We start from the raw sequence: 24,504 nt of genomic DNA on the forward strand, positions 1-24,504 counted from the left end.
CTGGCGACTTCGGTGGCCTGGCGGTGCAAGTGAGTTTTGGCTGGAGTGTTAAATGGCTTGGTTTAAACGCAGCGACATGTCTGCGAATGGATTCGATTGGAAAGGCCTGCTCTGGCTGTTCCTGTTCTTCTGGTACTTTTCCGGGATCACCCAGCTGCTGATCCAGCTGACAGGTACTTCAGGCTTCTCCGGTTTCCGCCAAGCGTTCGTGATGAGTGCCGTCTGGCTGGCACCGATGTTGCTGTTCCCCAAACAGACACGACTGTTGGCCGCCGTGATCGGCGTTGTGCTCTGGGCCTGTTCCATGGCCAGCCTGGGTTACTTCTTCATCTACCAGCAGGAATTCTCCCAAAGCGTCATCTTCATCATGTTCGAGTCGAACGTGTCTGAAGCCGGCGAGTACATGACCCAGTATTTTGCCTGGTGGATGGTGCCCGCTTTCCTTGCCCACACCGTTTTCGCCTGGTTCCTCTGGACCCGCCTGCGTCCGGTCTACCTGCCACGCGGCCAGGCCCTGGTTGCCGCCACCGCCATCGTGCTGGCCGTGGTGGGTTATCCGCTGATCAAGCAAACCTTGCGCACCGACAGTTTCGCCGACGGCTTCGAGAAATTCGAAACCCGTATCGAGCCAGCCGTGCCGTGGCAGATGGCCGTGGCCTATCACCGCTACCTGGACACTCTGGCCGGCATGCAGGACATGCTCGACAGCGCCAGCAAGATTCCACCCTTGCATAATCTGAAAGACGCCATGGCCAACCAGCCGGCGACCCTGGTGCTGGTGATCGGCGAATCGACCAACCGTCAGCGCATGAGCCTGTACGGCTACCCGCGTGAGACCACGCCGGAGTTGGACAAGCTCAAGGATCAACTGACGGTCTTCAACAACGTCATCACCCCGCGCCCCTACACCATCGAAGCGCTGCAGCAGGTGCTGACCTTCGCCGATGAAGAGAATCCGGAGCTGTACCTGACCACGCCTTCGCTGGTCAGCATGATGAAACAGGCGGGTTACAAGACCTTCTGGATCACCAACCAGCAAACCATGACCAAGCGCAACACCATGCTCACGACCTTCTCCCAGCAGGCCGACGAGCAGGTGTACCTGAACAACAACCGCAACCAGAACGCTGCCCAGTACGATGGCGATGTGATCGAGCCCTTCAACAAGGCCCTGGCCGACGCGGCGCCACGCAAGCTGATCGTGGTGCATCTGCTCGGCACCCACATGAGCTACCAGTACCGCTACCCGTCGACCTTCGACAAGTTCCAGGATCGCAATGGCGTCCCGGCCGGTGTGCGTGACGATCAATTGCCGACCTACAACAGCTACGACAATGCGGTGCTGTACAACGACTTCGTGGTGTCTAGCCTGATCAAGGATTACGCCAAGACCGACCCGAACGGCTTCCTGTTGTACCTGTCCGACCATGGTGAAGACGTATTCGACTCGGCAGGTCACGGCACCCTTGGCCGTAACGAAAACAAACCTACCGCACCGATGTATACCATCCCGTTCATGGCCTGGGCGTCGCCCAAATGGCGCGAAACCCACGACTGGAGCTTTGCCGGCGACCTGGAGCGGCCTTACAGCAGTTCGCACCTGATCCACACCTGGGCAGACCTGGCCGGCCTGAGCTTCGATGAACTGGATCGCAGCAAGAGCGTGGTCAGCGACAGCTTCAAGCCGCGCCCGTTGATTATCGGCAACCCGTATGAGCGTCAGCAGCGGCCACTGATCGACTTCAGCCTGATCAAGCCGAAGACGAAGCCCGACACGGCGGGCGTCGTGCAGCAATAATCGCAATACCCGGTAAAGCCAGTGGGAGCGAGCCTGCTCGCGAAGAAGGAGTGTCAGTCGGTTTCAATGTCGACTGATACCCCACATTCGCGAGCAGGCTCGCTCCCACAGTGTTTTATGGGTTAATTCCAATTTGAGGGAATCGGCGGATAATGAGCCTTCGACTTTGATTCATTGATTCATGGACGAATGGCATCCGACACTTTCAAGTGGGAGGCACACCATGAAACGCATCACGCCGATCCTCGCCCTTCTCACGCTGTTTGGTTCCGCTAGCGCCCTTGCCGAAGGAGGCGCTGAACGCATGCGGTACTACTACGAGACCCTGCACTACAACCAGCAACTGGCTCTTGGCAACACGACCCAGAGCCAGGCGAAGGAATTGCGGGTTCCGGACGATCAAACCGCGCAAATGACCGAATCCTACAGACCGAAATGATTGTTACACCTCTGACTGTCTGCTCTTCAGTCAGAGAAGTTCGTTGGGCGTCCTGATGGACGCCCCTTTTTTGCTCGAATCAGAGTGGTTTGATCCAGAACATCATGCGCCCATGCGCCGGATCGAACTCGCCAGGGGCAAACCCGAATTTGGCATAGGACGACTGCGCCACGGCGTTGCCTTCCAGTACTTCCAGGGTGATCTTGCAGCAGCCGCGCTGCCGGGCGATTTCCTCGACCTTTTGCAGCATCCGCTGGCTCAATCCCAATCCGCGAAACTTCGGCACCACCGCCACATCGTGCACATTGACCAGCGGCCGGCAGGCAAACGTCGAAAACCCTTCGAAGCAATTGACCAGTCCCGCCGGCTCGCCACCGACAAAGGCCAATACACTGAACGCGTGGGGGCGCTTGGCCAACTCGGCGGGCAAGTGTTCCAGCACGTCGGCGGGCAAGGCATGGCCGCCTCCCATCGGGTCCTGGGCGTAGCTGTTGAGCACCAGGCCCAGGGCCTCGGCATGTACCGGGTTGGTGTAACTGGCTTGCAGCACAAGTATTTCCGCGAAATCCATTTCCATCCTCGTTTAAAAAGTAGTCCCGGGGCGTAGGACGATATCCTGAGCAGCACAAAAGCAAAAGATCGCAGCCTTCGGCAGCTCCTACCTTTTTTGTAGGAGCTGCCGAAGGCTGCGATCTTTTTGCTTCTAATGCCCCCAGATCAACGCCTCAGTCCACCCAAGCTCCGCGAAATCCTGACTGCGTAAGTGCGACTCGCCCTCACAGAAAAACTCGTCCAGCTGCGGCGGTTTCACCGACGTACCGCTGAGCATTGAATGCACCTGGCCCCGATGATGAATCTGATGCTCGAACAGATGGGACAGCAGGCGCAGGCGACTGTCGTATTGCGGCGTGTCCCGGGCAATGGTCACCACCCTGAGCAGATCGGCATCGCGCATCTGCTCGCAATAGGCGATCAGTCGCCGGTCGACCTGAGCCTGCTCGTGCCTGATAGCGGATGCGTCGCTGAACGGCTCGTCGTCCTTGAAAAACACGTAACAGTCGGGATGCGGCTCATCGCCACGCAACTCGCGCTCGAGGGCATCCACGTAGAACCAGTCGCAGGTCAGGATGTGATTGAGAGTCGCGCGAATGCTGGGAAAGAAGCTGACGCGAGGGGCGACCAGATCAATTGGGCTCAACTGGCACCATGCCTTGGCCAGTCGGTGATTGGCCCAGGCGTTCTGGTAAGCCATGGTCAGCAAGTGGTGAGACAGCGGTTGATTCATGCTCAGGCCTCCTCAACGTGTACGCGCCGCCGTTCAAGCTTGCGCGAAGCGTTCCAATTGCATCTCCTGCAAGCGACTGAGGGTGCGGCGGAACGGGAACTCCAGATAGCCCTCGGTGTAGAGAGACTCCATGGGCACCCGGGCTTCGAGGTACAGCGGCACCTTGCGGTCGTAGCACTCGTCCACCAGGGCGATGAAGCGCCGCACACCATCGTCGTGTACCGACAACTGCGGCAACTCGCGATCCCCCGCCGCTATCCGCTCGGCACCATCTTCGGTGCCGCGGGCAATGCGCCCTTCGCGTTTTTGCGCGCTCAGGTTGGGCACGTCACTGAGCAAAATAGCGCTGAAGGTATCGCACAGGGCGATGAAATCCATGGCAGCAAAGGGTTGCTCACACAGATCCGCGTAGCGGCACCAGAGCACGGATTGGCTGGTGCACACCACATCAAGGGAGCGATAGCCAACCTTCACCGGTTCACTGGAAACCGTTTGTCCCACCGTCAATAACTTGAACACATCTTCCAGGGCGCTGGCGCGTCCCGGCTCGGCCACCCAGTAGCGTTGCAGGCCTTGCCCCGGATGCAGGCGATGGTCTTCCCCACCGTCCACCGCGATCACCTGCATATGCTGCTTGATCGCAGCGATGGCAGGCAGGAAGCGATCACGGTTGAAACCATCGGCGTACAGCTGGTCCGGAGGAAGGTTGGACGTGCTGACCACCACGACGCCCTGTTCGAACATCACCTGGAACAGACGCCCGAGAATGATTGCATCGCCGATGTCATTGACGAACAACTCGTCGAAGCACAGCACCCGCACCTCCGCACTCAACTCGCGAGCCAGGGCCTTGAGCGGGTCGGCGGTACCGGTGAGCTGGAACGAGCGCTGATGCACCCAGCCCATGAAGTGATGAAAGTGCTGACGCCGCGCCGGGACCCGCAGGTGTTGGTAGAACTGGTCCATGAGCCAGGTCTTGCCGCGCCCCACGGGTCCCCAGAGGTACACACCGGTAATCGGCTTGCGTCCTTCATGCAGCGCTTCATGGCACTTCTGCAAGGCCCAGACGGCATGTTCCTGAGCTTCGTCCTGGACGAAGCCCTTCTGTTCTATGGCGTTCTGCCAGGCACTGAGGGGGGAGTCGACATTCATGGGCGCCAGTATAGCCCTGCCGGGACTTCGCCATGGAACGCCGGTGAAAGGCCGGATGGGCCGATTCCCGACAAAGAGGGTTGACCTTATAAATGTTTAGCATCATATTTTTATATGTTGATAGTAATTTATAAGCCATTCCCTCAGGAGTCATCCCATGCACTACAAAGTCTTCGGCCGAAAAACCGGCCTTCGGGTATCCGAACTGGCGCTGGGCGCCGGCAACTTCGGCACCGGTTGGGGCCATGGCGCGGAACGTGACGAAGCCCGGCGAATTTTCGATGGCTATCTGGAAGCTGGCGGCAACTTCATCGACACCGCGAACGGCTATCAGGGCGGGCAGTCTGAAGCCATGCTCGGCGAATTCATCGCCGCCGAGCGCGATCGCCTGGTCATCGCCACCAAATACACACTGGGCACAACGCCCGCAGCAGGCATTGCCCATACCGGCAACAACCGCAAGAACATGGTGCGTGCCGTAGAAGAAAGCCTCAAACGCCTGAACACCGATCACATCGATCTGTTCTATGCACACATGAGCGACGGCGTAACGCCCATGGAAGAAATCCTGCGTGGTTTTGACGATCTGGTCCGGGCCGGCAAGATTCATTACGCGGGCCTGTCGAATTTCCCGGCATGGCGCATCGCCCGCGCCGATCTGTTGGCTGAAGTACGCGCTTTTGCGCCGATTGCAGCGATTCAGGTCGAATACAGCCTGGCCGAGCGCACCGCTGAACGTGAGCAACTGCCGATGGCCGAAGCCCTGGGCCTGGCCGCGACGCTGTGGTCGCCACTGGGCGGCGGTTTCCTCACCGGCAAATACCGCAACAGCCAGGGCGATAACCGCGCCACAAAACTCGGCGTGCTGGTTCACGCCGAGAAAAGCGCCCGTGAAACCGCCCTCATCGATACGCTGCTGGCCGTCGCCGAAGAACTGGCAGCCACCCCGACCCACGTGGCGATCGCCTGGTTGCGCGAGCAAGCCAAGCGTTCGAGCACCGCGCTGATTCCGATTCTCGGCTCGCGGACTCGTGAGCAGTTGGATGCGACCCTGGGTGCGCTGAACGTACAGTTGAGTGACCAGCAACTGGCGCGCCTCAATGACGTCAGCGACGTGGCCAAGGGCGTACCGCACGAATCGATTTCCGGCTCGATTGCACGGTTCAGCGGGGGTGTGACCCTGGACCTGCCAAAAATCCCGGTGGCCTGACACAAATCCCCTGTAGGAGCGAGCCTGCTCGCGATGCGATGTGTCAGTTGACTCAACAATCGACCGAGACGACGCCATCGCGAGCAGGCTCGCTCCTACAGGTTTAACGGTGTCTATCGGTCAACTTTATGCTTCGCCGCATACAAACACAGCATCTCCATCGCCAACGTCGCCGCCGCCAATGACGTGATGTCCGCGTTGTCATAAGCCGGCGCCACTTCCACCACATCCATTCCCACCAGATTGATCCCGCGCAAACCGCCGAGAATTTCCAGCGCCTGCACCGTACTCAAGCCACCACACACCGGCGTTCCGGTGCCCGGTGCGAACGCGGGATCGAGGCAGTCGATGTCGAAGGTCAGGTACACCGGGTGATCACCGACCCGCGCCCGGATTGCCTCGACGATGGCATCCACTCCACGCCGATGCACCTGGCGCGCATCCAGCACTTCAAAGCCCTGATGATCATCGTTGGTGGTGCGCAAGCCGATCTGCACCGAGCGCGACGGATCCACCAGCCCTTCCTTCGCCGCGTGCCAGAACATGGTGCCGTGGTCGATGCGCTTGCCCTCTTCGTCCGGCCAGGTGTCGCTGTGCGCGTCGAAGTGAATCAGCGACAGCGGACCGTGCTTGCGGGCGTGAGCCTTGAGCAGCGGATAGGTGATGAAGTGGTCGCCGCCGAAGGTCAGCATGGCGCTGCCCGCATTGAGAATGTGCTCGGCGTGGGCCTCGATGCATTCCGGGGTCGATTGCGGCGAGCCGTAATCGAAGTCGCAATCGCCGAAGTCCACCACGGCCAGGTGATCGAACGGATCGAAGGTCCACGGCCAGTGGCGCTCCCAGGCAATCCCCGTGGACGCGGCGCGAATGCCTCGTGGTCCGAAACGCGCGCCGGGGCGGTTGCTGGTGGCCGTGTCGAACGGCACGCCGCTGACCGCGACGTCGACGCCGCGCAAGTCACGGCTGTAGCGGCGACGCATGAAACTGGTGATACCGGCGTAGGTACTTTCGGCGGCGGTGCCGTACAGGCTGTCGCGGGTCATGGCCTGGTCGTTTTGCATCGGAACGTCCATCTCGGGCTCCTTATTATTGGCGGCTACGGTTTATTGGCGGCTACGGAAAGCCGTCCACATACGGGTGCGCTGGCGCATGTCCTTGAGGTTCATGGTGCGGTCGGCATACAGCCGCTCGCGCACGTCGGCGGTTGGGTAAATGTCCGGGTCGCTGCGCACGGCCTCATCCACCAGCGGCGTCGCGGCCTGGTTGGCGGTGGCAAAAAACAGCGTGTTGGTCAGCGCGGCCACGGATTCGGGACGCAGCATGAACTCGATGAACCGACGCGCCGCTTCGGGGTGCGGCGCATCCTTGGGGATCGCCAGGTTGTCCTGCCACACCAGGGTGCCTTCCTGCGGAATCCGGTAGGCGATCTCGAACGGCTTGTTGGCCTTGCGCGCCTGGTCGGCGGCCATGCTCGCGTCGCCGTTGTAAGCCAGCGCCAGACAAACACTCCCATTGGCCAGATCATTGATCTGTCGGCCGCTGGCCACGTACAGCACCGAAGGTTGCAGTTGATGGAGCACGGTTTGGGCCGCGTCGAGATCGGCCTTGTCAGTGCTGTAGGGATCCTTGCCCAAGTAATGCAGCGCCAGGCCGATCACTTCCTGAGGCGAGTCGATAATCGCGATCCCGCAATCCTTGAGCTTGCTGGCGTACTCGGGTTTGAACAGCAGGTCCAGGCTGTTGAGTGGCGCATCCGGCAGGCGTTTGCGCACCGCCTCGACGTTCATGCCCAGCCCCAGGGTGCCCCAGGTATAGGGCACACCATATTGATTGCCCGGGTCCACCGCCGCGAGTTTTTCCAGCAGGTCCGGGTCGAGGTTGGCATAACCCTTCAGGCCATCGTGAGGAATGGCTTTCAATGCGCCAGCCGCCAGGCCACGGGCCAGCACGCTGGAGGATGGCACCACCACGTCGTAGCCACTGCCGCCAGTCAGCAGCTTGGTTTCCAGCACCTCCGGTGCATCGAAGGTGTCGTAGCGCACATGAATGCCGGTTTCCTTCTCGAAACGTTGCAGGGTTTCGGGGGCGACGTAATCGGCCCAACTGTAGAGATTGACGACTTGTTCTTCGGCCTGAGCCGCGGCGGCCACAGCGAGAACTAATGCAGGAACACACAACTTGAGCACGGAAGCCATGGCAACCACCTGACCTGAGAGAGTGGTTGCAGCATGCGTTGTCCGATACATTGCTGAAATATCAAGTTTATTAACCTGACATTACCCAGGAGTAATGTGAATGCTCGGCCAATTTCACGATCTGGACCTGCAACTGCTGCGCCTGTTCGTCAGCGTGGTGGAGTGCGGCGGCTTCAGTGCGGCACAGGGAGAACTGGGCTTGAGCCAGTCGAGCATCAGCCAGCAAATGGCCAAGCTGGAAACCCGTCTCGGCTATCGCTTGTGCAGCCGTGGCAAGGGCGGATTCAGGATCACACCCAAGGGTGAGCAGTTGCTGGTCGCTACCCGTGGGTTGTTCGAATCCATCGAAGCGTTTCGGCATCAGTCCAACGGGGTGGCCGGTCGGTTGATCGGCGAAGTGCGACTGGGGCTGTCCGAAGCGCTGGATCAATCGGTACTGCAACGGGTGGCCCTGGCGATCAGGCGTTTTCGCGAGCGCGATGAATCGGTGCGCATCGAGTTGATGAGCGCCATGCCCGGCGATATGGAACGCCTGCTGCTGCAACAGCGGCTGGACCTGGCCATCGGCTACTTCTCGCAGATACAGGGCGCATTCAATTACCGCGAACTGTTCATCGAAACCCAGCACCTGTACTGCGCCGCCGGCCACCCGCTGTTCGACAATGACGCGCCGGATGACCAGGCCCTGCAAGCCTGCGACCGGGTCGATCACCCTTATCGCTTCCTGCGCAGCGACGAGCCCTTTCAGAGCAAGATCTGTTCGGCGCGGGCAGAACAGGTCGAGGGCACCCTCGCCTTCATCCTGTCCGGCAGGCATATCGGCTACCTGCCCGAGCACTTTGCCCGGGGCTGGGTGGACAAGGGGTTGCTGCGAGTGGTGCAGCGCGAAGGCATGAGTTTCGAGGTGGCGTTTCACTTGGCCCGCCATCGGGCGCAGGTGCCGGGGGATGCGCAGATGGCCTTTGAAGAGGATTTGCTGGCGGCGTTTGCCTGAAGCCTGCAACACCCTCTGTAGGAGCGAGCCTGCTCGCGATAGCGGTTCAGCAGTCAACAGAGATGCTGCCTGTGACGCCGCCATCGCGAGCAGGCTCGCTCCTACAGTGAATGTGCACGGTCTAGAGCCATTGCTCGCCACAAAATGGTCTTTCTGGCATCCTGCGCCTCCTTTTTCTGACCCGGCCCCGCCACCCGGCACGCGAACCTCATGACCTCCCCTGAAAAACACCTGCGCCACAACGACCTGATCTACGGTCTGGAAGACCGCCCGCACCTGACCGCCACCGTGTTTGCCGCCCTGCAGCACGTTCTGGCCAGTTTCGTCGGGATCATCACGCCCACCCTGATCATGGGCAGCGCCCTGGGTCTGCAAAGCGAAATTCCCTACCTGATCAGCATGGCCCTGTTCGTCTCGGGCCTGGGCACCTTCGTTCAGGCGCGGCGGTTCGGGCCGGTCGGTTCGGGCCTGCTGTGCCTGCAAGGCACCAGTTTCTCGTTCATCAGCGTGATCCTCAGCGCCGGCTTCATGGTCAAGGCCCGGGGTGGCGGTACCGATGAAATCCTCTCGACCATCTTCGGCGTGTGCTTCTTTGCCGCGTTTATCGAGGTGGTATTGAGCCAGTTCATCGGCAAGCTGCGGATGCTGATCACCCCGGTGGTGACCGGCACCATCATCACGCTCATGGGCCTGTCGCTGATCAAGGTCGCCATGACCGACATCGCCGGCGGCTTCGGCGCCACCGATCTCGGTGCCGCCAGCCATTTGGGCCTGGCCGCGCTGGTGCTCGGCACCATCGTCGTGCTGAACCGGGTCGACGTGCCGTTCCTGCGCCTTGGGGCAATTGTCATCGGCCTGACCCTGGGTTATGTCGTCGCCTGGCTGCTGGGGCACGTCGATTTCGCCAGCCTGCCGGCCGTACCGCTGATGAGCGTGCCGGTGCCGTTCAAATACGGTTTCTCGTTCGATTGGGTAGCGTTCGTTCCGGTGGCGGTGATTTTCCTCGTGTCGCCACTGGAGGCGGCTGGTGATCTGACAGCCAACTCAATGATTTCCCGGCAACCGGTCAAGGGGCCGGTCTACATCCGCCGCATCAAGTCCGGACTGCTGGCCGACGGCCTCAACTCGGCGATGGCGGCAGTGTTCAACAGCATGCCGATGGTGACCTTCGCCCAGAACAACGGGGTGATTCAACTGACCGGCGTCGCCAGCCGCTATGTAGCGTTTTTCATTGCCGGGCTGCTGGTGCTGCTGGGGCTGTTCCCGATGATCGGCGCCGTGCTGCAACTGATGCCCAAGCCGGTGCTCGGCGGTGCGGAACTGGTGATGTTCGGCACCGTGGCCGTGGCCGGCATCAAGATCCTCGCCGAAGCTGGCCTGCACCGACGCAACATGCTGATCGTGGCGATCTCCATCGGCATGGGCCTGGGTGTGGCGGCGGTGCCGGAAGTCTTGCGTGAACTGCCCAAGGCGCTGCACAACATTTTCGAATCGCCGATCACCGTCGGCGCGCTGTGCGCTATCGTTCTTAATATCTTTCTGCCCGAAGAGTTCATCGAGCTGGAAGAAGACGACTTCGATCCGGAAGCCTCGATTCTTAAGGTCATGGAAAATCCGGATGTCCAAGCCAAGGGTGAACCCGCCACACCGTCCGGTGTCGCAGCAGTGAACCGCTAGAGCGTGCTCAAGGGCCGAGCCGCTGGCGGTTCGGCCCTTTTACTGACGAGAGCATCTACATGCGCAGCCTCCACACGGTTATCCTTTCCTCGCTGTTGCTCGCCCTGAGCGCCTGCGTCACCTACCCCTACAACGACCCGCTCAACGTCAATGTGGTCGGCATCCAGTCGATGCCCAGCCAGGACATGGAAGTACGGTTTGCCGTGAAAATTCGCGTGCAGAACCCCAATGGCACCAACATCAACTACAACGGTGTGGCGCTGAACCTGGATATCAATGGCCAGCCTTTCGCCTCCGGTGTCAGCAACGAATCAGGAAGCGTGGGCCGATACTCCGAAGCGGTGCTGACCGTGCCCGTGAGCGTGTCGGCGTTTTCGGCATTGCGCCAAACCTACGGCTTCACGCAGATGCAGAACCAGCACAACATGCCCTACATACTGACCGGCAAACTGGGTTCAGGCTTGTTTGCCACCCGCTTCACCGACAGCGGCCAGGTCAGCCTGCCGGGGCCGATGACCGGGAGCCGCTAAACCACCACAAGGAGCTTTGAAGCACATGGATGCGACACCCATTCTCTATACAGAGCGCTTGATCCTGCGCCCGCTTGAGCTGGCCGATGCCCGGGCCATCCAGCAACAATTCCCGCACTGGGAGGTCGTGCGCTACCTCAATGCGCTGGTGCCCTGGCCCTATCCCGCCGACGGTGCACTGATTTACCTGCGCGACAACGCGCTACCAGCGATAGCCCGTGGTGAGGAATGGCATTGGACGATTCGTTTGAAATCCGTGCCCGACCAGTTGATCGGCAACATCAGCCTGATGAACGAGCAGGATAACAATCGCGGTTTCTGGCTCGGGCCGCGTTGGCAAGGTCAGGGCTTGATGACCGAAGCCAGTGAAGCGGTGACCCGATACTGGTTCACAAGCCTGGGACGTGATGTGCTGCGTGTACCGAAAGCTGCCGCCAACATCGGTTCGCGCAAGCTGTCGGAACGCACTGGCATGCGGCTCATCCGGGTTGACGAGGGTGAGTTTGTCGGTGGGCGATTCATCAAAGAGACCTGGGAACTCACCCGCGAAGAATGGCTGCAACAACGCCCTCTGTAGGAGCGAGCATGCTCGCGATGGACTCACAGACACCGCAGGGCATCAGGATTCACGCGTCATCGTTGACGACCATCGCGAGCAGGCTCGCTCCTACAAGGGTTATGCGCTGAATTTCACGCCGGGCCTGGCTCGTTCGTCCACCGTGAGCTCAAAGACATCCGGCCGCGCATAGTGTCCGACGACGTCGTAATCGTAGCGGGCACGCACCAGGTCATCGGTGTCGATTTCAGCGCTGATCAGCCCAGGCTCCCCCCGCAGCGGCCCGGACAGGACATCGCCCATGGGGCCGACGATCACACTGCCACCGGCAATCAACGGCCGATCCGCCGGCCAGTTGGCCACCTCCACACCCAGCGCCCGGGGTGAATCCTGAACCTGACAGGCACTGACCACAAAGCAGCGGCCCTCATGGGCGATATGGCGCATGCTGACCTGCCACATCTCGCGCTCGTCCACCGTCGGCGCGCACCACACCTCAACGCCCTTGGCGTACATCGCGGTGCGCAGCAGCGGCATCATGTTTTCCCAGCAAATCACCGCCCCGATACGCCCGACCTGGCTGTCGATCACCGGCAAGGTCGAGCCATCGCCCTTACCCCAGATCAACCGCTCGGTGCCGGTGGGCATCAATTTGCGATGCTTGCCGATCAGGCCCGCCTGCGGATCGAAATACAGCGCGGTGCAGTGCAAGGTACTCCCTGCCCGCTCGATAACACCGATCACCAGATTGGCGCCGGTACGCGCCGACAGCCCGGCGAGCGCTTCGGTTTCCACACCGGGCACGTCGATGGCATTGGCGAAATAGCGGGCAAACGCCTCACGCCCTTCCGGCAGGCGATAGCCCAATTGCGTGCCAAAGCTCTCGCCCTTCGGATAACCGCCCAGCAAGGCCTCGGGCATTACGACCAGTGCAGCGCCGGATTCGATGATTGCATTTTCATAGGACAGGATTTGTTCCAGGGTTTCGGCCTTGCCGCCGGGCAAGGCGCCGATTTGCAGTGCGGCAACGATTGATTTGGGCATTGTGGTCACTCCGTTGGCATCAGGTGTTGCTCATTTTGAAACGCCACCCGATCATGAAAAAAGCCCCGCTCACTGCTGAATGATATGAACTCTATGAATATCGTCGACATCGACCTCAACCTGCTCAAAGTCTTCGAAGCGTTGCACGAGGAATCCAGTGCCAGCCGCGCCGCACTGCGCCTGGGCGTAACACAGTCGGCGGTCAGCGCAGCATTGCGCCGGTTGCGCGAGGTGTATGGCGATCAATTGTTCGTCCGCACCGGCCGTGGTCTGGCGCCCACACTCAAGGCCAATCAACTCAAACCTGTGGTCAGTGACGCCCTGAACAAATGCCGGCAGAGCCTGGCCATGGTCGACCCGGATGCCAGCCATTACGACGGCCGCTCGGTGACCGTGGGCATGTCGGATGATTTCGAAATTGCCTATGGCCGGCGCTTGATCGAGCAGGTCGCCCGGGTTGCGCCAAAGCTGCGCCTGATCTTTCGTCAGACCCACAGCCAGATCGTCGGCGATGCCCTGATGGAACGCAGCATCGACCTGGCAATCACTGCCGGGGGTTTTGCCGAGCGATTGCTCAGCCGCCAGGTACTGGGTGAAGGGGGTTATGCGTGCCTGGTGGACCCGCTGAGCCTGGCCGAGGGGCAGAGCAGCATGGGTCTTGAGGAGTTTGTCGCCCGCGATCACATTCTGGTGTCGTCGGGCGGCTTTATCGGCATCACCGATGAGGGGTTGGCGGCGTTGGGCTTGAGTCGCCGGGTCTGCGCCTCGACTACGCATTTTGCGGCGCTGCCGCACCTGCTCAAGGGCAGCGAGGCGGTGGCGACCATTCCGGCACATGCGGCGCAAAGTATCGCCGCACTCTGCGATCTGGTACTGCTGCCCTGCCCTCTGGCATTGCCGCGCTACCCGATCGAACTGGGCTGGCGCACCAGCACACAGCTCGATCCGGTGGTGTCGAAGGTGCGTGAAGCGATTGTCGCGAGCTTCACGTAGAGAGTGTCAGCAGGGAATTATTTGTTGGCGGCCATCAGGCGATTGACTTCACTGCGCACCATGTTCGAGAACTCGGGCGGCGACATGCCGTCCAGTTCGGCGCGGACCCACTCGGCCCATTTGCCCTTGCGCTTGGAGCGCTCGCCGAACAACCGCGCCGCCTCGCCCTTGGCTTTACCCAGGTTGGTTTGCCAGAGTTCGAACAGTCGGGACTTCTCATCCTCGATTTCTGCGCGCTCGGCGAGGGTTTTTTCGGCCAGATTGAAGCTCATGGGAATTTCCTGCTGCGTAAATAGCCGACATCTTACACTGTAGGACGAATCGTCCTGCTGAGGATTTTCTTCGGGAACACGGGCAGGACGTAAATTCGCTGCAACTTTTTCAATTGCCGCGCACTCCATTGTTCACTGCCACTTACCTGCAAGGAGTACTTCAATGGCCCGCAAAACCGCCATGCAAGCCGCGCAAGATCAGATCAAGGATCAAGCCTTCAGCGAGCTTCAGTCTTTGATCGAAGAGTCGGAAAAACTGCTTAAAAGCAGCGCTTCACTGGTAGGAGAGGAAGCGGAGACCCTGCGCGGGCAGATCGCCCAGAAACTCCAGCAGGCCCGGGACTCGGTGACCAGCGTGCGCGACCGTACACTGCCGGCGGTTGAAGCCACCGAAACCTATATCGGCGGGCATCCTTGGCAAACCGTGGCCGTTTCTGCCGGTTTCGGGCTGGTGGTGGGGTTGTTGCTGGCTCGTCGATAACTGCTTGAGCCCCCCCCAGCTTTTGTAGGAGCAAGGCTTGCCCGCGAGGGCGATCTTGAAGGCGCCATCGCGGGCAAGCCTTGCTCCTACAAAAGCAGAATTCTCCTGCCGTCAGTGCCCGGCCAACTCCCGCAGATTCGCCAGGGTCTGCGCATCCAACAAGATCCCATTGGCTTGCGATTTGGCGCGCTGATGATGCCGCCGATCCCCCGGCAACCGCTTGAGTCCCACGCCATGCATCTGCCGCACCAGTTCCTGGCTGCGCTCGGCAAAGCTCTGCCCGGTGGACTTGCTCGGGTCGATGACGATCAGTAACTGGCCGGTCCAGGGCGTCTTGGCGCCCGGATGATTTTTCCAGTCGAACTCGAAAGAGAAGTTACCTCCAGTCAACGCTGCAGCCAGCAACTCCACCATCATCGACAACGCCGAGCCCTTGTGTCCGCCGAACGGCAACAGCGCCCCGCCCTCAAGAATCGCCTTGGGGTCCTGGGTCGGCTGACCGAGTGCGTCCACCCCCATGCCCGTTGGCAAACGCTCGCCCTTGCGCGCGGCAATCTGCACATCACCGTGGGCAATGGCGCTGGTGGCCAGGTCGAAAACAATCGGATCGCCATCGGCCCGCGGTGCGGCAAAAGCAATGGGATTGGTGCCAAACAGTGGCCGATCGGCGCCATGGGGGACCACGCAGGTCATGCTGTTAACCACACTCAGCGCTACCAGCCCTTCATAGGCGAAGGGTTCGACATCCGGCCACAATGCCGCGAAATGGTGGGAATTGCGGATGGCGAGTACCGCGATGCCGGCACTGCGAGCCTTTTCCACCAACAGCGCCCGCGCCGCCGCGAGCGCCGGCTGTGCGAAACCGTTGCCGGCATCGACCCGCACGAAACCCGACGCCACATCCTCGACCACCGGAACTGCCTTGCCGTTCACCCAGCCGCTCTGCAACGTTGAAACATAACCGGGCATGCGAAACACCCCATGACTGTGCGCGCCGTCGCGTTCGGCGCCGGCGCAGTTTTCAGCCAGCACCCGGGCGACATCGGCAGACGTGCCGTGGCGCAGGAATATCTTCTCAAGCAGCGCCGTCAACTCAGCGAGGGACAGGTTTTGCGAGACAACAGCAGACACATCATCGAGTGGTGCAGACATCTGAAGCTCCAGACTAATTATTGGAGGGAACAACAGCATAGACAGACCGCCGATTAACCACGCGTGGCCAGTGGCCTGTCAACCCTTCAATAGCGGCTCATTACTGGAGCATGCGCCGCCGGGCATCAACTATCTACCGCCCGCCGCCCGGCAGCGCTTTTTAGTCTCGCCGCTCATTTCACTGGCGCTTGGCACTGCGCACGACACGAGACTCGACGATGTTCACATCCCCCACACCACTTTTTTTCCCTGAAATCCGGCGTTCTACCGATCACTGGACCGAGCTTGGCAAATCCCACAGGTTGACTCGAAGGGACCTGCAATGGCTGCGCCACGTGCAATGGGCCACCCACGCGTCACGCCTGCAACAATCCCCGCCAATGCACGCAGAGAGAATCCTGCTCAGAGCCGGGACGCTATCACTGCCCTTGGCGGGTTGCTTTGTGTTGCGCTCCATGCCCGATGACAACGGCGAAGTTCTCTATACGCCGTACGCCGGTATAAAGAAATTCGCCAGTCGCACGATCCTGAGCGCACACATCGAAAGCCAATTGAACAGCGCGGACGAAGACCACGAGTTGCTGGCGTTCATGTCATTGTCCGCGCGTAAAACATTAGGCGAAGTCACCGACATCAAGGTGAGTTTCGAAACCATCGAGGGCGACATATTCCAGGATCAGCGTGCCGTTATCGAAGACAACCTGCGCAACAACGATCAGGCCATGCTTAATGAACTTCAAAAGCTGCCAACGCTTGATGCGCTGCTCGATACCCTGCTCGATGAGTCGCTCAATACGAGCTTTCCGGCACTGGACCAACGTCAGACCCTGGTCACTCTCTTTACCGAAACAGCAAGTTCGAAATCCCGCCAATGGGCCCAATCCATGCCTTTGCGTGAAGCAGTGCTGTTGTTTTACCGACTTCAGCGCTGGCCAGTCGGGCAACGTGCCGAGTTCTCTCACCCGCGACTAACGCCGTTGGCCACTGACCAGGAACTCTGGCAGGAAGCAGTCAAGCGCGTGGCCGATGGTCTGATCGGTCAGTTGTCTACAAAACTGCAATGGTTCTGGAGTCAGGCAAGTGTCGACGGCGCCACGCGCCGGGCATTCTTCTCTCGAGCCTTAGGTGAAAAGGCGCGAGCGGATCTGCTGTTCAAGCGCGAGGACGGGATTCTGTCCCCTGAACAATCTCGCGCCCTGCACCCATTGATCGAGCCGATGATGGGGACGTCCTCGACGTTGACGCTCGAAACGGTGCGTCTCTGGGAGTATCCCCCCAACTACATTGAGCTGGCGGGCTCCCTGATGATCAGCAAGAGCGGCTCCTCTGCCTTTCTTTACACGCCCACTCAAGGATTTGAGGTGCTGAAGGACTATCGAAACCTGAAAAACACCCTGCAGGAAAAATCGACGACAGCCGGGCACGACGATGAGCTTTATGACCTCATGACCCTGGAGGAACGGCAGCGCTTCATCGGTTTCCATGAGCCCCAGGTATCGGGTGCCGTCACCAGCGGCTCGGTGTTCACCGCGTTGTTCGAAGCGATCATCACCAAACAACTGCAAAACCTGGAATACGCCTTTCAAGTGTTCCGACACAGCGACGGCGCGGTGAACATTCAGGCCTACGTCGACAAAGCGCTGGACATACGCACGATGATCAATGCGCAACTGTCGACGCTGGAAACTCAGGGGCGCTGGAGCACACGGCCCGTATTGGCTGGCAACCAACCTTCCCTGGTGCTGGGGGACACCGCAGAAAGCCTGGCCAAGACCTATATGTCCGTTGAATCGGCACTGAGCGACCGGTTTTTGAAGCAACCGGTAAGTACTCTGGCGCTTCAACGAAAGTATCTGGAGAGCATAAAGGCGGATGTTGCCGATGCCTTTTCCGTTGGCCTGCGTGGAGAGGCTGCTTTGCGGGAATTGGGGGGCACGCTGCGCAATGCCGATTGGCACGTTGTAGAAACCGTCTTCAATCAGGATCGGGCGGATCGAAAAAGTCGCCTCGCCGTCAGAGGGTTCCATCCGGATGTCTTTTCGCTGTTTCTCCAATGCGCTGGCGAGGCGAACGCTCTGCCCTTGGCCAATTGCGTACTGTTAACCACCCGGGGTGGTCTTGATGTACAGCATTCCGGCCGCGCCATTCTCTGGACGCCCGCAAACGGCCTGGAAGTCTTCGAGACAGTTGGCAGTGCCCGGCAGCAACTGAACCTGCGCCTTCTCGACGCTGAAAAACGCTTGGGACTGCTGGAAAATCTTTCCCCTGCCCAACGCACGTTCCACCGCCGCTATTCGCTCCATTCGCTGCATCTGGTCGAGGGCAGTGTCTTGCAGCACCTCGCTCAATCCGCAATTGACCACTTCCTGGCGCGCTGTGAGTACGTGCACTCCTGGAATTTGATCGCCGCTCAGCAGACAAAAGCACTTACAGCTCTGACGCATACGGTCATCGACACCAACCTGCGCAGAGCCATAGCCATTGCCAGGGCGATGGTGCTCCAGCAGTCGACTCCAGCCTGGCTGGGGATGGCTCCTGTGGACGAACAAAAACTGCATGCCGAGTTGCTCGAACAACTTCATAACAGCGTCCCTGACGACAAGGACTACCTGCACGGCATACAGCCGCTGAGAACCTACGTCCATGAAACGTTGAAAACGCTGCTTGCCAGACGCTATCCCGGGACAGCGCTGAATCCCGACGAGATCCAGATCACTCCCAACCTGTCTCTGGCTGGTCCGGCGCAAACCCTGACCAAGTTTGCCTTGAACCATGTCAACGTGGCGCAAAACACAGGCTTCAGGATTGCCTCGACCACCACCAGATCCTTGCCTGCCAACCTGGACCAGGCCGCGATTCAACAGCTGCTGTTATCGCTCGATGTCGAGAAGACCTACGCCAAACTCGTGACCGACAGCCTGGTGACCGACAGTACCCAGGCAGTACCCCGCTGGCAGCGTTTTGTTCGACAAGTGCCGTGGCAACTCCTGCATCACGCTCACGAACTGAAGCTGCAACAACGCTTGTCCGACGGTGCCTTTGACTTGATTCGTCAGGTGCTGGATATGCCGGACGCGGTGGCCCGGGCCTCCGTCACGGGAGCCCATGCCATCGTTCGACCGCTGCAACTGATCAAGACCGCCGGCGCCAGCCCCGTGACGGCCTCGGGTCTGTATCTGATCGGACCGGGGGTCGGGAAAAAAGGCGCACACATCTTGTATGCGCCTTATCACACTGATTTGACTTTCACCGAGTTCGACAATGAAGCCGGCGTAGTCGCCGCGTTCAATACACCCGGCCCATTACAGCAACTACTGCTGCGTCGCCTGCCTGACATTGAGCGCTCGGGGTTTCGCAACCTGTACACGTCCACGGTCGGACACGTGAGTGAAATAACCCTGGGGGGCAACGTAATAAGCGGTCATCTGTTGACCCACTTGTTCAACGACAATGCCGCCCTGTTACCACGCATGCTCGCCGCGCGATCCGAAACCGACGGTTCTTCCGACTGGGAAACGGTGAAGCATTTGTTCAGCAGCGGGATCAAACTGGCGTCAGGCCTGTTACCCGGAAAACTCTCTTATGGGAAATTTCTGTGGCAAGCCTACGACGATTTCAAGAATTCAGCCGAAGGACTGCAGGATCATCACTGGAAAACTGCATTGCGCAATTTCATCAGCGGTGCGGCGCAATTGGTATCGCTGGGAAAATTGTCACTGGAAGCCAAAACCGATGCTGTCGTTTTGCCCCCCGCCGCCACGTCAGTCGCCCCCCACGTGACCGCGCTGGATTGGTCGCAGATTCAGACCACGTCATCGCGACGAACCCGCTTGCAGCCTTTTGAAACATCGATCGTGCAATTGAAAGACCTGACAAAAAACTTTGCTGATGGGACATACCTGGACGCAGCCACCCAACTTCGGTACGCCCCGATCGCCGGCAAGGTCTATCCGGTCAAGAAAACCGCAGCGGCATGGAGAATGATCAAAGGCCAGCAGGAAGGCCCGGTACTGCTGCCCACCACCAATAAACAACTGATCGTTGATCCGGACATCCATACCGTCCACTACGGAAAAAATCTGTCGAAAATGCACAACAGATTTATCGCCAGCCATGAGGCGCGAAGTGTCTTGAACATAGAAGCGCGAGGCATGGCGGATATTCGCGCAAAATTTCCGGAGCGGGCCGCCATGCTCGTGAGGGCAATCGATCTGGCGCGCTTTTACGCATTCAACAGCCTGCACAACCTTGCTTTGCCCGGAAACCTCGCCCAGGGGACACGACTCAATACGTTTCTTCAGGAACACTTTGATGTGAGCACGGTCGACGCCTACCTGATCAGAAGAATCAAGGAAACCATCGTGCCGGTCTGCAATGCGCTGGTGGACCCCGACCAGGATTTACTCAGTGGCGATCGACTGGTCATAGGTTCAAACAAGGATCCATTGTCCAATGTGGCCGCTTTCGTGAACGCGAATGATCCCGACAAGCGGGTGCACATCACCGAGCAATTTTTCGATCAACAACTCGATTGGTACAAAGGTTCATTGACAGAGCCCTTCGATGTCGACACTCACGGCCAGGCCGCGGTACTGATCCACGAGCTGGCTCATCAGGCCTGCGATGCAGTGGATATCGTGTACGTGGAGGCTAGGCGTCCGTTCAGCGATCTCATGGAGTCGATCACAGGCTTTGGCCAGGCGATGAAACAGGAGCAGATCGAATTCCAACGCAGCGCGCTGTCGTTACGCACCCCGCGGGATGAGTTGTTTGCCCGCTGGAACAGCGTATTGAATTCATGGATAAGTCTCGACTCGATAACAAGCGCAATTGACGAGACCGATACCATCCTCGACATCACCAGCAGCCCGACCATCGACCAGGCTCGGGATGCCTTTCTGAGCCAGCAAAATGCCGAGCATCGAATCAACATTATTTTGCGCAATGCCGACTCGGTCTCACGTCTGATCTGCGAAATGGGTCGACAGTTGGACCCTGTTCATGAGGTCACTTCCTAGAAACCGGCCTACCAAGAGCCGATATCCTGCCTGGCGAGGTTATCGCTACCGCGCCACTCACCTCTAGTTACGGCTGCCCGCTGGCATGCTTTTTACGGCACGCCAGCGATAGAAAGTCAACGCTGATGCGTAATTGCCATCATGGATGTTCTCGCAAACGGCACTCAAGGTTAGAATGGCGCGAATCAGGATGAGTCAATGACCGACAACCCTCTCTCCCAAGCCGAATACGACGCCGTCACCGATGCCGCAGCGCACTGGTGCATGCGCTTGCATGCCGATGACTGCACCGCGCAGGAACGTCTGGCGTTCGAGCAATGGCGCGAGGCGCATCCGCTGCACGCGTTCGAGTACGAAGCCATGCTGGAAATCTGGGAGATCGCGGGGGATCTGCCTCGGCCTGAATCGATCGTTGTACCGATGGTGCAAACCAAACCTCAGTCATCATGGCGCACATACGGCATGGCTGCCGCAGTGTTCGCGCTGACCTTGCCTTTGGCGGCTTATGGCGGCTGGAACCTGGGCTGGCTGCCGAATTCGTACCAGCATTTCGAGGCCAGCAACAATGTGCGCCAGGTCACCCTGGAGGATGGCAGCCAGGTCGAGCTGAACCAGGGAAGCGAGCTGACCTACCGCAACTACAAGGACCGTCGCCAAGTCACGCTGAAAAAAGGCGAAGCCTTCTTCAGTGTCAGCCACGACACTTCACGACCCTTTGTCGTCAAAGCCGCTGAAGGCAAGATCCGGGTCACGGGTACCCAATTCAACGTGTGGATGTATCAGGATCAAGTGAAAGTGAACCTGATCGAAGGCTCGGTGCTGGTCAGCAGCAATGATGACCTGCCGGGAGACGGCTTGCGGCTGGGCCCATCGATGCAGGCGAGCTTTCACCATGGCGACTTCGTTCCACGGATCAGCCAGACCTACGATGGCGACAACTCACTGGCCTGGCGCAGCGGCAAACTGGTGCTGGACAACCTGGCACTGAACGAGGCGTTGCCGCTGATCAATCGTTACCTGGAAACGCCACTGTTGCTGGCCGACAACAGCACCGGCGCGATCCGTATCGGCGGCATCTACAACATCAAGGAACTCAACACCCTGGTGACCACCCTGCCCAAGGTGCTGCCGGTCTACCTGACCCGCAACAAGGACGGCAATCCGGTCCTCAATTCGATCCCGCAACGCACCCCGAAAAGCTGAAAGCCGCTACCCTCGCGGGTGCGGCCTTCATGTATCGCTTAAACAACCCTCACTTCATTTCGCAGCCACCTTCCCGGCTTTCTCATCCTGTTCGCGAATGGTCCAGGCCATGGGGGGTGTTTTGCGGATCCTTCGGATCAAACGCCACGCGCCAGACGTTCTCTGTCCGCTGCAGCGCTTCCATGACGCTCTGGAAATGCACAAGGAATTAAGCGACAGGACCGCCATTCAGTGAAGTCTTATGAATGGTTGAGGCCACCATGACGAAATTTCTACATCTGAATCTTCATGATTAAGGTCGCTCATACGTCTTGTCATGCAAGCGCACCCATTTTTCCTGATCAGGCTCTGAAAAGGAGTTTTTCCATGTACAACTCGCAACTGCCAGCGGACGGTGGAAACGCACCCAAGAAAGCTTCCATCGAAGTCGGTGTTTTCGAGCAGCGTACCGAGCGCCAAGGCAATGAGCGGATCCGCTTTCTGCTCAAGAGTTTTGGCCTGCGAACCAGTCTGATTCGTCTCAAAGTCATCGACGCGCTGCTGACCGCCGCTGAAAGCGACCGCAGCCTGGGCGTGCGCGGGGTGCACACGCATTTGCTGGAACTGGATATTCCCCTGTCGTTCCTGAGCGTGCGCGAAGTGTTGAAACGCCTCAACAGCGAAGGCGTGATCGTGCTCAATGCCGATAAAAGCTACAGCCTGGATCCGCGTGCCGCGGCGGTGCTGCTGCAGCACTGAGCAAATCTTCTGTAGAAGCGAGCTTGCTCGCGATGGTTGTCAACGATGACGCTGGAAGCCTGATACCCGTGGCGCCCTCTGGTTCATCGCGACAGGCTCGCTCCTACAATAGATTGCTCAGGGCTTGACCTTGCGGCGCATCACACCATTGATGACCACCACGATCACCGCCACGCCAATGGCGATGTACTGGAACACTTTTTCGCTGATCACCCCGATGTTCTGCAAATACGACAGACCAAACATGATCCCCAGCACGACCAGGGCGATCAGAAGGGAGTATTTCAAACGTTGCGACTGGGTCATTGGCCTTTCCTGAAACTGATGAATGTATCCGCTTTGTATCCGACCCCATACCAAGTCCCTACCGTTTTGCGGGGATGCGGCGCCGGGCGCGGGGTCTCATGTTACAGCCGATGAAGATTTTTGGCTTTATCACGGCGATAACCATGAGGATTTACACATGTTGCGTCGAATCACATTGCTGATTCCCCTGCTGGCCCTGCTTTCCCTGAGTGGCTGTATCGTTTTCCCCCACGGCGGCTGGCACCATGACCACCACTACGATGACCGGGGCGGGCCGGGTTACTACTACCATCGTTGACGTTTCTCCATCACTGAGTCTTCCCGTCCTTCTACTTCCCAAACCCTGAATCCCTGAGCGCCTGATCCGGCGCTCAGCGGCCGACCTGACAAACTTGTAATCCCCACCTCATCTTCCCGACAGCTTTGGTCTACGATCATGAAGCTGCCCGGTTTGTATTAATTGGAAACAAACCTTGAAAGCCTGCCCGGAAAAACCGGTCAGAATGCGTTCTTTTTCGCCCGCCATCCGGAAACATGCCGACATGCGAACCTCTCTGCGCCTGGCTGCCTTGAGCGCCCTCCTTCTTTCTTCCCTGGCCCAGGCGGCCGACCTGATTCCGATCGAGGTCCATCGTGATGCCAACTGCGGTTGCTGCAAAAAATGGATCAGCCACCTGCAAGCCAATGGTTTCAAGGTCGAAGACCATGTCGAAACCAACATGAGTGAGTTCAAGCAGCAACACGGCGTACCGCCGCGCCTGGCGTCGTGCCACACGACCTTGATCAACGGCAAATTCGTCGAAGGCCATGTGCCAGCCGACCAGGTGCTGGCCCTGAGCAAGCGCGACGACCTGCTGGGTGTCGCGGCTCCCGGCATGCCCATGGGTTCGCCTGGCATGGAAATGGACGGCATGAGCGATGCCTACCAAGTGATCGGTCTGAAGAAAGACGGCACGGATGTGGTCGTGGCGGACTACCCCGCCCATTGATCTTCGGCGCTTACCTCGGTCTGTTCCTCGCGGCGTTTGGCGCCGCGACGCTATTGCCCCTGCAATCCGAAGCGGTGCTGGTGGGGCTGCTGCTCAGCGACAAGTATTGGCTGTGGTCGCTGCTGGCGGTGGCGACCCTGGGCAATGTCCTCGGCTCGCTGGTGAACTGGAGGTTGGGACGGGCCATCGAACGCTTCCGTGACCGGCGCTGGTTTCCCGTCAGCCCGGCTCATTTGGAAAAGGCCCGGATTCACTATCAGCGCTACGGGCACTGGTCGCTGCTGCTCAGTTGGCTGCCGGTGATCGGCGATCCGCTGACCCTGGTCGCCGGGGTGATGCGCGAACCGCTGGGACGTTTCCTGCTGATCGTGACCCTGGCCAAGGGTGCCCGTTACGGCGCATTGGCCCTGATCACCCTTGGCTGGACGGGTTGAACCAACCGGCGTGGCGATTGCCTGTTTAATGTCGCCCT

24 protein-coding genes are annotated in these 24,504 nt (G+C 59.4%); 15 read left to right on the forward strand and 9 right to left on the reverse strand.

What is annotated here, in order from left to right; genetic code table 11:
- The first annotated feature begins 52 nt into the window (after positions 1 to 52).
- Both DKY63_RS04985 and DKY63_RS04990 read left to right on the forward strand, forming a co-directional pair.
- Positions 53 to 1,798 (forward strand): phosphoethanolamine transferase CptA, encoded by a 1,746-nt coding sequence (locus tag DKY63_RS04985; protein WP_110963072.1) that lies wholly within the window; start codon positions 53 to 55, stop codon positions 1,796 to 1,798.
- Positions 1,799 to 2,021: 223 nt separating this feature from the next.
- Complete coding sequence (locus DKY63_RS04990) at positions 2,022 to 2,237, forward strand: hypothetical protein (RefSeq protein ID WP_110963073.1); 216 nt, start codon at positions 2,022 to 2,024, stop codon at positions 2,235 to 2,237.
- A gap of 79 nt (positions 2,238 to 2,316) precedes the next feature.
- On the opposite strand, the gene DKY63_RS04995 is transcribed toward DKY63_RS04990, so the two are convergent.
- From DKY63_RS04995 to zapE, 3 genes are all read right to left on the reverse strand, one after another.
- Positions 2,317 to 2,808: a GNAT family N-acetyltransferase gene (locus tag DKY63_RS04995; protein ID WP_110963074.1), complete on the reverse strand. Its 492-nt coding sequence runs from the start codon at positions 2,806 to 2,808 to the stop codon at positions 2,317 to 2,319.
- A 132-nt stretch (positions 2,809 to 2,940) separates the two neighbouring features.
- On the reverse strand, positions 2,941 to 3,522 hold the full coding sequence (locus tag DKY63_RS05000) for a DinB family protein (RefSeq protein WP_110963075.1): 582 nt from the start codon (positions 3,520 to 3,522) through the stop codon (positions 2,941 to 2,943).
- Positions 3,523 to 3,555: 33 nt separating this feature from the next.
- Entirely contained in the window at positions 3,556 to 4,674 is a 1,119-nt protein-coding gene (gene zapE / locus DKY63_RS05005) for a cell division protein ZapE (RefSeq protein WP_110963076.1), read from the reverse strand.
- 157 nt (positions 4,675 to 4,831) lie between these two features.
- Here zapE and DKY63_RS05010 point away from each other — a divergent pair, with 157 nt between their 5' ends.
- A complete protein-coding gene (locus DKY63_RS05010) occupies positions 4,832 to 5,884 on the forward strand; it encodes an aldo/keto reductase (RefSeq protein ID WP_110963077.1) in 1,053 nt (350 codons plus the stop codon).
- Positions 5,885 to 5,997: 113 nt separating this feature from the next.
- On the opposite strand, the gene speB is transcribed toward DKY63_RS05010, so the two are convergent.
- Positions 5,998 to 6,957, reverse strand: a complete 960-nt coding sequence (gene speB, locus DKY63_RS05015) for an agmatinase (RefSeq protein WP_110963078.1) — start codon at positions 6,955 to 6,957, stop codon at positions 5,998 to 6,000.
- 30 nt (positions 6,958 to 6,987) lie between these two features.
- Positions 6,988 to 8,079: a polyamine ABC transporter substrate-binding protein gene (locus tag DKY63_RS05020; protein ID WP_110963079.1), complete on the reverse strand. Its 1,092-nt coding sequence runs from the start codon at positions 8,077 to 8,079 to the stop codon at positions 6,988 to 6,990.
- A 100-nt stretch (positions 8,080 to 8,179) separates the two neighbouring features.
- Between DKY63_RS05020 and DKY63_RS05025 the strand changes: the two genes are divergently transcribed.
- From DKY63_RS05025 to DKY63_RS05040, 4 genes are all read left to right on the forward strand, one after another.
- Entirely contained in the window at positions 8,180 to 9,073 is an 894-nt protein-coding gene (locus tag DKY63_RS05025; RefSeq protein WP_110963080.1) for a LysR family transcriptional regulator, read from the forward strand.
- Positions 9,074 to 9,283: 210 nt separating this feature from the next.
- The gene (locus tag DKY63_RS05030; protein ID WP_110963081.1) at positions 9,284 to 10,750 is read left to right on the forward strand and encodes a nucleobase:cation symporter-2 family protein; all 1,467 of its coding nucleotides are present in this window, start codon (positions 9,284 to 9,286) and stop codon (positions 10,748 to 10,750) included.
- Positions 10,751 to 10,809: 59 nt separating this feature from the next.
- Positions 10,810 to 11,280 carry an LEA type 2 family protein gene (locus tag DKY63_RS05035; protein ID WP_110963082.1) on the forward strand — a complete coding sequence of 157 codons (471 nt, stop codon included), beginning with the start codon at positions 10,810 to 10,812 and terminating at the stop codon, positions 11,278 to 11,280.
- A gap of 25 nt (positions 11,281 to 11,305) precedes the next feature.
- On the forward strand, positions 11,306 to 11,857 hold the full coding sequence (locus DKY63_RS05040; protein WP_110963083.1) for a GNAT family N-acetyltransferase: 552 nt from the start codon (positions 11,306 to 11,308) through the stop codon (positions 11,855 to 11,857).
- 99 nt (positions 11,858 to 11,956) lie between these two features.
- Here the strand turns inward: DKY63_RS05040 and DKY63_RS05045 are convergent, their stop codons facing one another.
- Complete coding sequence (locus DKY63_RS05045) at positions 11,957 to 12,880, reverse strand: carbon-nitrogen hydrolase family protein (RefSeq protein ID WP_110963084.1); 924 nt, start codon at positions 12,878 to 12,880, stop codon at positions 11,957 to 11,959.
- Positions 12,881 to 12,964: 84 nt separating this feature from the next.
- On the opposite strand from DKY63_RS05045, the gene DKY63_RS05050 reads away from it, so the two are divergent.
- Positions 12,965 to 13,873 carry a LysR family transcriptional regulator gene (locus DKY63_RS05050; protein ID WP_110963085.1) on the forward strand — a complete coding sequence of 303 codons (909 nt, stop codon included), beginning with the start codon at positions 12,965 to 12,967 and terminating at the stop codon, positions 13,871 to 13,873.
- A gap of 17 nt (positions 13,874 to 13,890) precedes the next feature.
- On the opposite strand, the gene DKY63_RS05055 is transcribed toward DKY63_RS05050, so the two are convergent.
- The gene (locus DKY63_RS05055; protein ID WP_110963086.1) at positions 13,891 to 14,145 is read right to left on the reverse strand and encodes a hypothetical protein; all 255 of its coding nucleotides are present in this window, start codon (positions 14,143 to 14,145) and stop codon (positions 13,891 to 13,893) included.
- A 163-nt stretch (positions 14,146 to 14,308) separates the two neighbouring features.
- Here DKY63_RS05055 and DKY63_RS05060 point away from each other — a divergent pair, with 163 nt between their 5' ends.
- Positions 14,309 to 14,626: a DUF883 family protein gene (locus tag DKY63_RS05060; RefSeq protein ID WP_110963087.1), complete on the forward strand. Its 318-nt coding sequence runs from the start codon at positions 14,309 to 14,311 to the stop codon at positions 14,624 to 14,626.
- A 111-nt stretch (positions 14,627 to 14,737) separates the two neighbouring features.
- On the opposite strand, the gene DKY63_RS05065 is transcribed toward DKY63_RS05060, so the two are convergent.
- Positions 14,738 to 15,778 (reverse strand): Ldh family oxidoreductase, encoded by a 1,041-nt coding sequence (locus DKY63_RS05065; protein ID WP_110963088.1) that lies wholly within the window; start codon positions 15,776 to 15,778, stop codon positions 14,738 to 14,740.
- Positions 15,779 to 15,996: 218 nt separating this feature from the next.
- Between DKY63_RS05065 and DKY63_RS05070 the strand changes: the two genes are divergently transcribed.
- The 3 genes from DKY63_RS05070 (at position 15,997) to DKY63_RS05080 (ending at position 22,737) form a co-directional block, all read left to right on the forward strand.
- Positions 15,997 to 20,796: a dermonecrotic toxin domain-containing protein gene (locus DKY63_RS05070; RefSeq protein ID WP_110963089.1), complete on the forward strand. Its 4,800-nt coding sequence runs from the start codon at positions 15,997 to 15,999 to the stop codon at positions 20,794 to 20,796.
- A 198-nt stretch (positions 20,797 to 20,994) separates the two neighbouring features.
- Positions 20,995 to 21,999: a FecR family protein gene (locus DKY63_RS05075; protein WP_110963090.1), complete on the forward strand. Its 1,005-nt coding sequence runs from the start codon at positions 20,995 to 20,997 to the stop codon at positions 21,997 to 21,999.
- Between the two features lie 366 nt (positions 22,000 to 22,365).
- Positions 22,366 to 22,737, forward strand: coding sequence for a fe2+ zn2+ uptake regulation protein (locus DKY63_RS05080; protein WP_110963091.1), 372 nt, complete (start codon positions 22,366 to 22,368; stop codon positions 22,735 to 22,737).
- Between the two features lie 117 nt (positions 22,738 to 22,854).
- On the opposite strand, the gene DKY63_RS05085 is transcribed toward DKY63_RS05080, so the two are convergent.
- Positions 22,855 to 23,043, reverse strand: a complete 189-nt coding sequence (locus DKY63_RS05085) for a hypothetical protein (RefSeq protein WP_110963092.1) — start codon at positions 23,041 to 23,043, stop codon at positions 22,855 to 22,857.
- Positions 23,044 to 23,200: 157 nt separating this feature from the next.
- Here DKY63_RS05085 and DKY63_RS32340 point away from each other — a divergent pair, with 157 nt between their 5' ends.
- From DKY63_RS32340 to DKY63_RS05095, 3 genes are all read left to right on the forward strand, one after another.
- Positions 23,201 to 23,341: a hypothetical protein gene (locus tag DKY63_RS32340; protein ID WP_204354296.1), complete on the forward strand. Its 141-nt coding sequence runs from the start codon at positions 23,201 to 23,203 to the stop codon at positions 23,339 to 23,341.
- A 244-nt stretch (positions 23,342 to 23,585) separates the two neighbouring features.
- Positions 23,586 to 24,032 (forward strand): DUF411 domain-containing protein, encoded by a 447-nt coding sequence (locus DKY63_RS05090; protein WP_110963093.1) that lies wholly within the window; start codon positions 23,586 to 23,588, stop codon positions 24,030 to 24,032.
- Complete coding sequence (locus DKY63_RS05095) at positions 24,032 to 24,466, forward strand: YqaA family protein (protein WP_110967848.1); 435 nt, start codon at positions 24,032 to 24,034, stop codon at positions 24,464 to 24,466. Before DKY63_RS05090 ends, DKY63_RS05095 begins: the two co-directional genes overlap by 1 nt.
- Positions 24,467 to 24,504 lie beyond the last annotated feature (38 nt).

This window comes from Pseudomonas putida, from assembly GCF_003228315.1.
GTDB lineage: Bacteria > Pseudomonadota > Gammaproteobacteria > Pseudomonadales > Pseudomonadaceae > Aquipseudomonas > Aquipseudomonas putida_S.

Excerpts from the sequence above, each read along its gene's own strand:
- DKY63_RS04985 (WP_110963072.1), top strand. The coding sequence starts at position 53 with ATGGCTTGGTTTAAACGCAGCGACATGTCTGCGAATGGATTCGATTGG.
- DKY63_RS04990 (WP_110963073.1), top strand. The coding sequence starts at position 2,022 with ATGAAACGCATCACGCCGATCCTCGCCCTTCTCACGCTGTTTGGTTCC.
- DKY63_RS04995 (WP_110963074.1), bottom strand. The coding sequence starts at position 2,808 with ATGGATTTCGCGGAAATACTTGTGCTGCAAGCCAGTTACACCAACCCG.
- DKY63_RS05000 (WP_110963075.1), bottom strand. The coding sequence starts at position 3,522 with ATGAATCAACCGCTGTCTCACCACTTGCTGACCATGGCTTACCAGAAC.
- zapE (WP_110963076.1), bottom strand. The coding sequence starts at position 4,674 with ATGAATGTCGACTCCCCCCTCAGTGCCTGGCAGAACGCCATAGAACAG.
- DKY63_RS05010 (WP_110963077.1), top strand. The coding sequence starts at position 4,832 with ATGCACTACAAAGTCTTCGGCCGAAAAACCGGCCTTCGGGTATCCGAA.
- speB (WP_110963078.1), bottom strand. The coding sequence starts at position 6,957 with ATGGACGTTCCGATGCAAAACGACCAGGCCATGACCCGCGACAGCCTG.
- DKY63_RS05020 (WP_110963079.1), bottom strand. The coding sequence starts at position 8,079 with ATGGCTTCCGTGCTCAAGTTGTGTGTTCCTGCATTAGTTCTCGCTGTG.
- DKY63_RS05025 (WP_110963080.1), top strand. The coding sequence starts at position 8,180 with ATGCTCGGCCAATTTCACGATCTGGACCTGCAACTGCTGCGCCTGTTC.
- DKY63_RS05030 (WP_110963081.1), top strand. The coding sequence starts at position 9,284 with ATGACCTCCCCTGAAAAACACCTGCGCCACAACGACCTGATCTACGGT.
- DKY63_RS05035 (WP_110963082.1), top strand. The coding sequence starts at position 10,810 with ATGCGCAGCCTCCACACGGTTATCCTTTCCTCGCTGTTGCTCGCCCTG.
- DKY63_RS05040 (WP_110963083.1), top strand. The coding sequence starts at position 11,306 with ATGGATGCGACACCCATTCTCTATACAGAGCGCTTGATCCTGCGCCCG.
- DKY63_RS05045 (WP_110963084.1), bottom strand. The coding sequence starts at position 12,880 with ATGCCCAAATCAATCGTTGCCGCACTGCAAATCGGCGCCTTGCCCGGC.
- DKY63_RS05050 (WP_110963085.1), top strand. The coding sequence starts at position 12,965 with ATGAACTCTATGAATATCGTCGACATCGACCTCAACCTGCTCAAAGTC.
- DKY63_RS05055 (WP_110963086.1), bottom strand. The coding sequence starts at position 14,145 with ATGAGCTTCAATCTGGCCGAAAAAACCCTCGCCGAGCGCGCAGAAATC.
- DKY63_RS05060 (WP_110963087.1), top strand. The coding sequence starts at position 14,309 with ATGGCCCGCAAAACCGCCATGCAAGCCGCGCAAGATCAGATCAAGGAT.
- DKY63_RS05065 (WP_110963088.1), bottom strand. The coding sequence starts at position 15,778 with ATGTCTGCACCACTCGATGATGTGTCTGCTGTTGTCTCGCAAAACCTG.
- DKY63_RS05070 (WP_110963089.1), top strand. The coding sequence starts at position 15,997 with ATGTTCACATCCCCCACACCACTTTTTTTCCCTGAAATCCGGCGTTCT.
- DKY63_RS05075 (WP_110963090.1), top strand. The coding sequence starts at position 20,995 with ATGACCGACAACCCTCTCTCCCAAGCCGAATACGACGCCGTCACCGAT.
- DKY63_RS05080 (WP_110963091.1), top strand. The coding sequence starts at position 22,366 with ATGTACAACTCGCAACTGCCAGCGGACGGTGGAAACGCACCCAAGAAA.
- DKY63_RS05085 (WP_110963092.1), bottom strand. The coding sequence starts at position 23,043 with ATGACCCAGTCGCAACGTTTGAAATACTCCCTTCTGATCGCCCTGGTC.
- DKY63_RS32340 (WP_204354296.1), top strand. The coding sequence starts at position 23,201 with ATGTTGCGTCGAATCACATTGCTGATTCCCCTGCTGGCCCTGCTTTCC.
- DKY63_RS05090 (WP_110963093.1), top strand. The coding sequence starts at position 23,586 with ATGCGAACCTCTCTGCGCCTGGCTGCCTTGAGCGCCCTCCTTCTTTCT.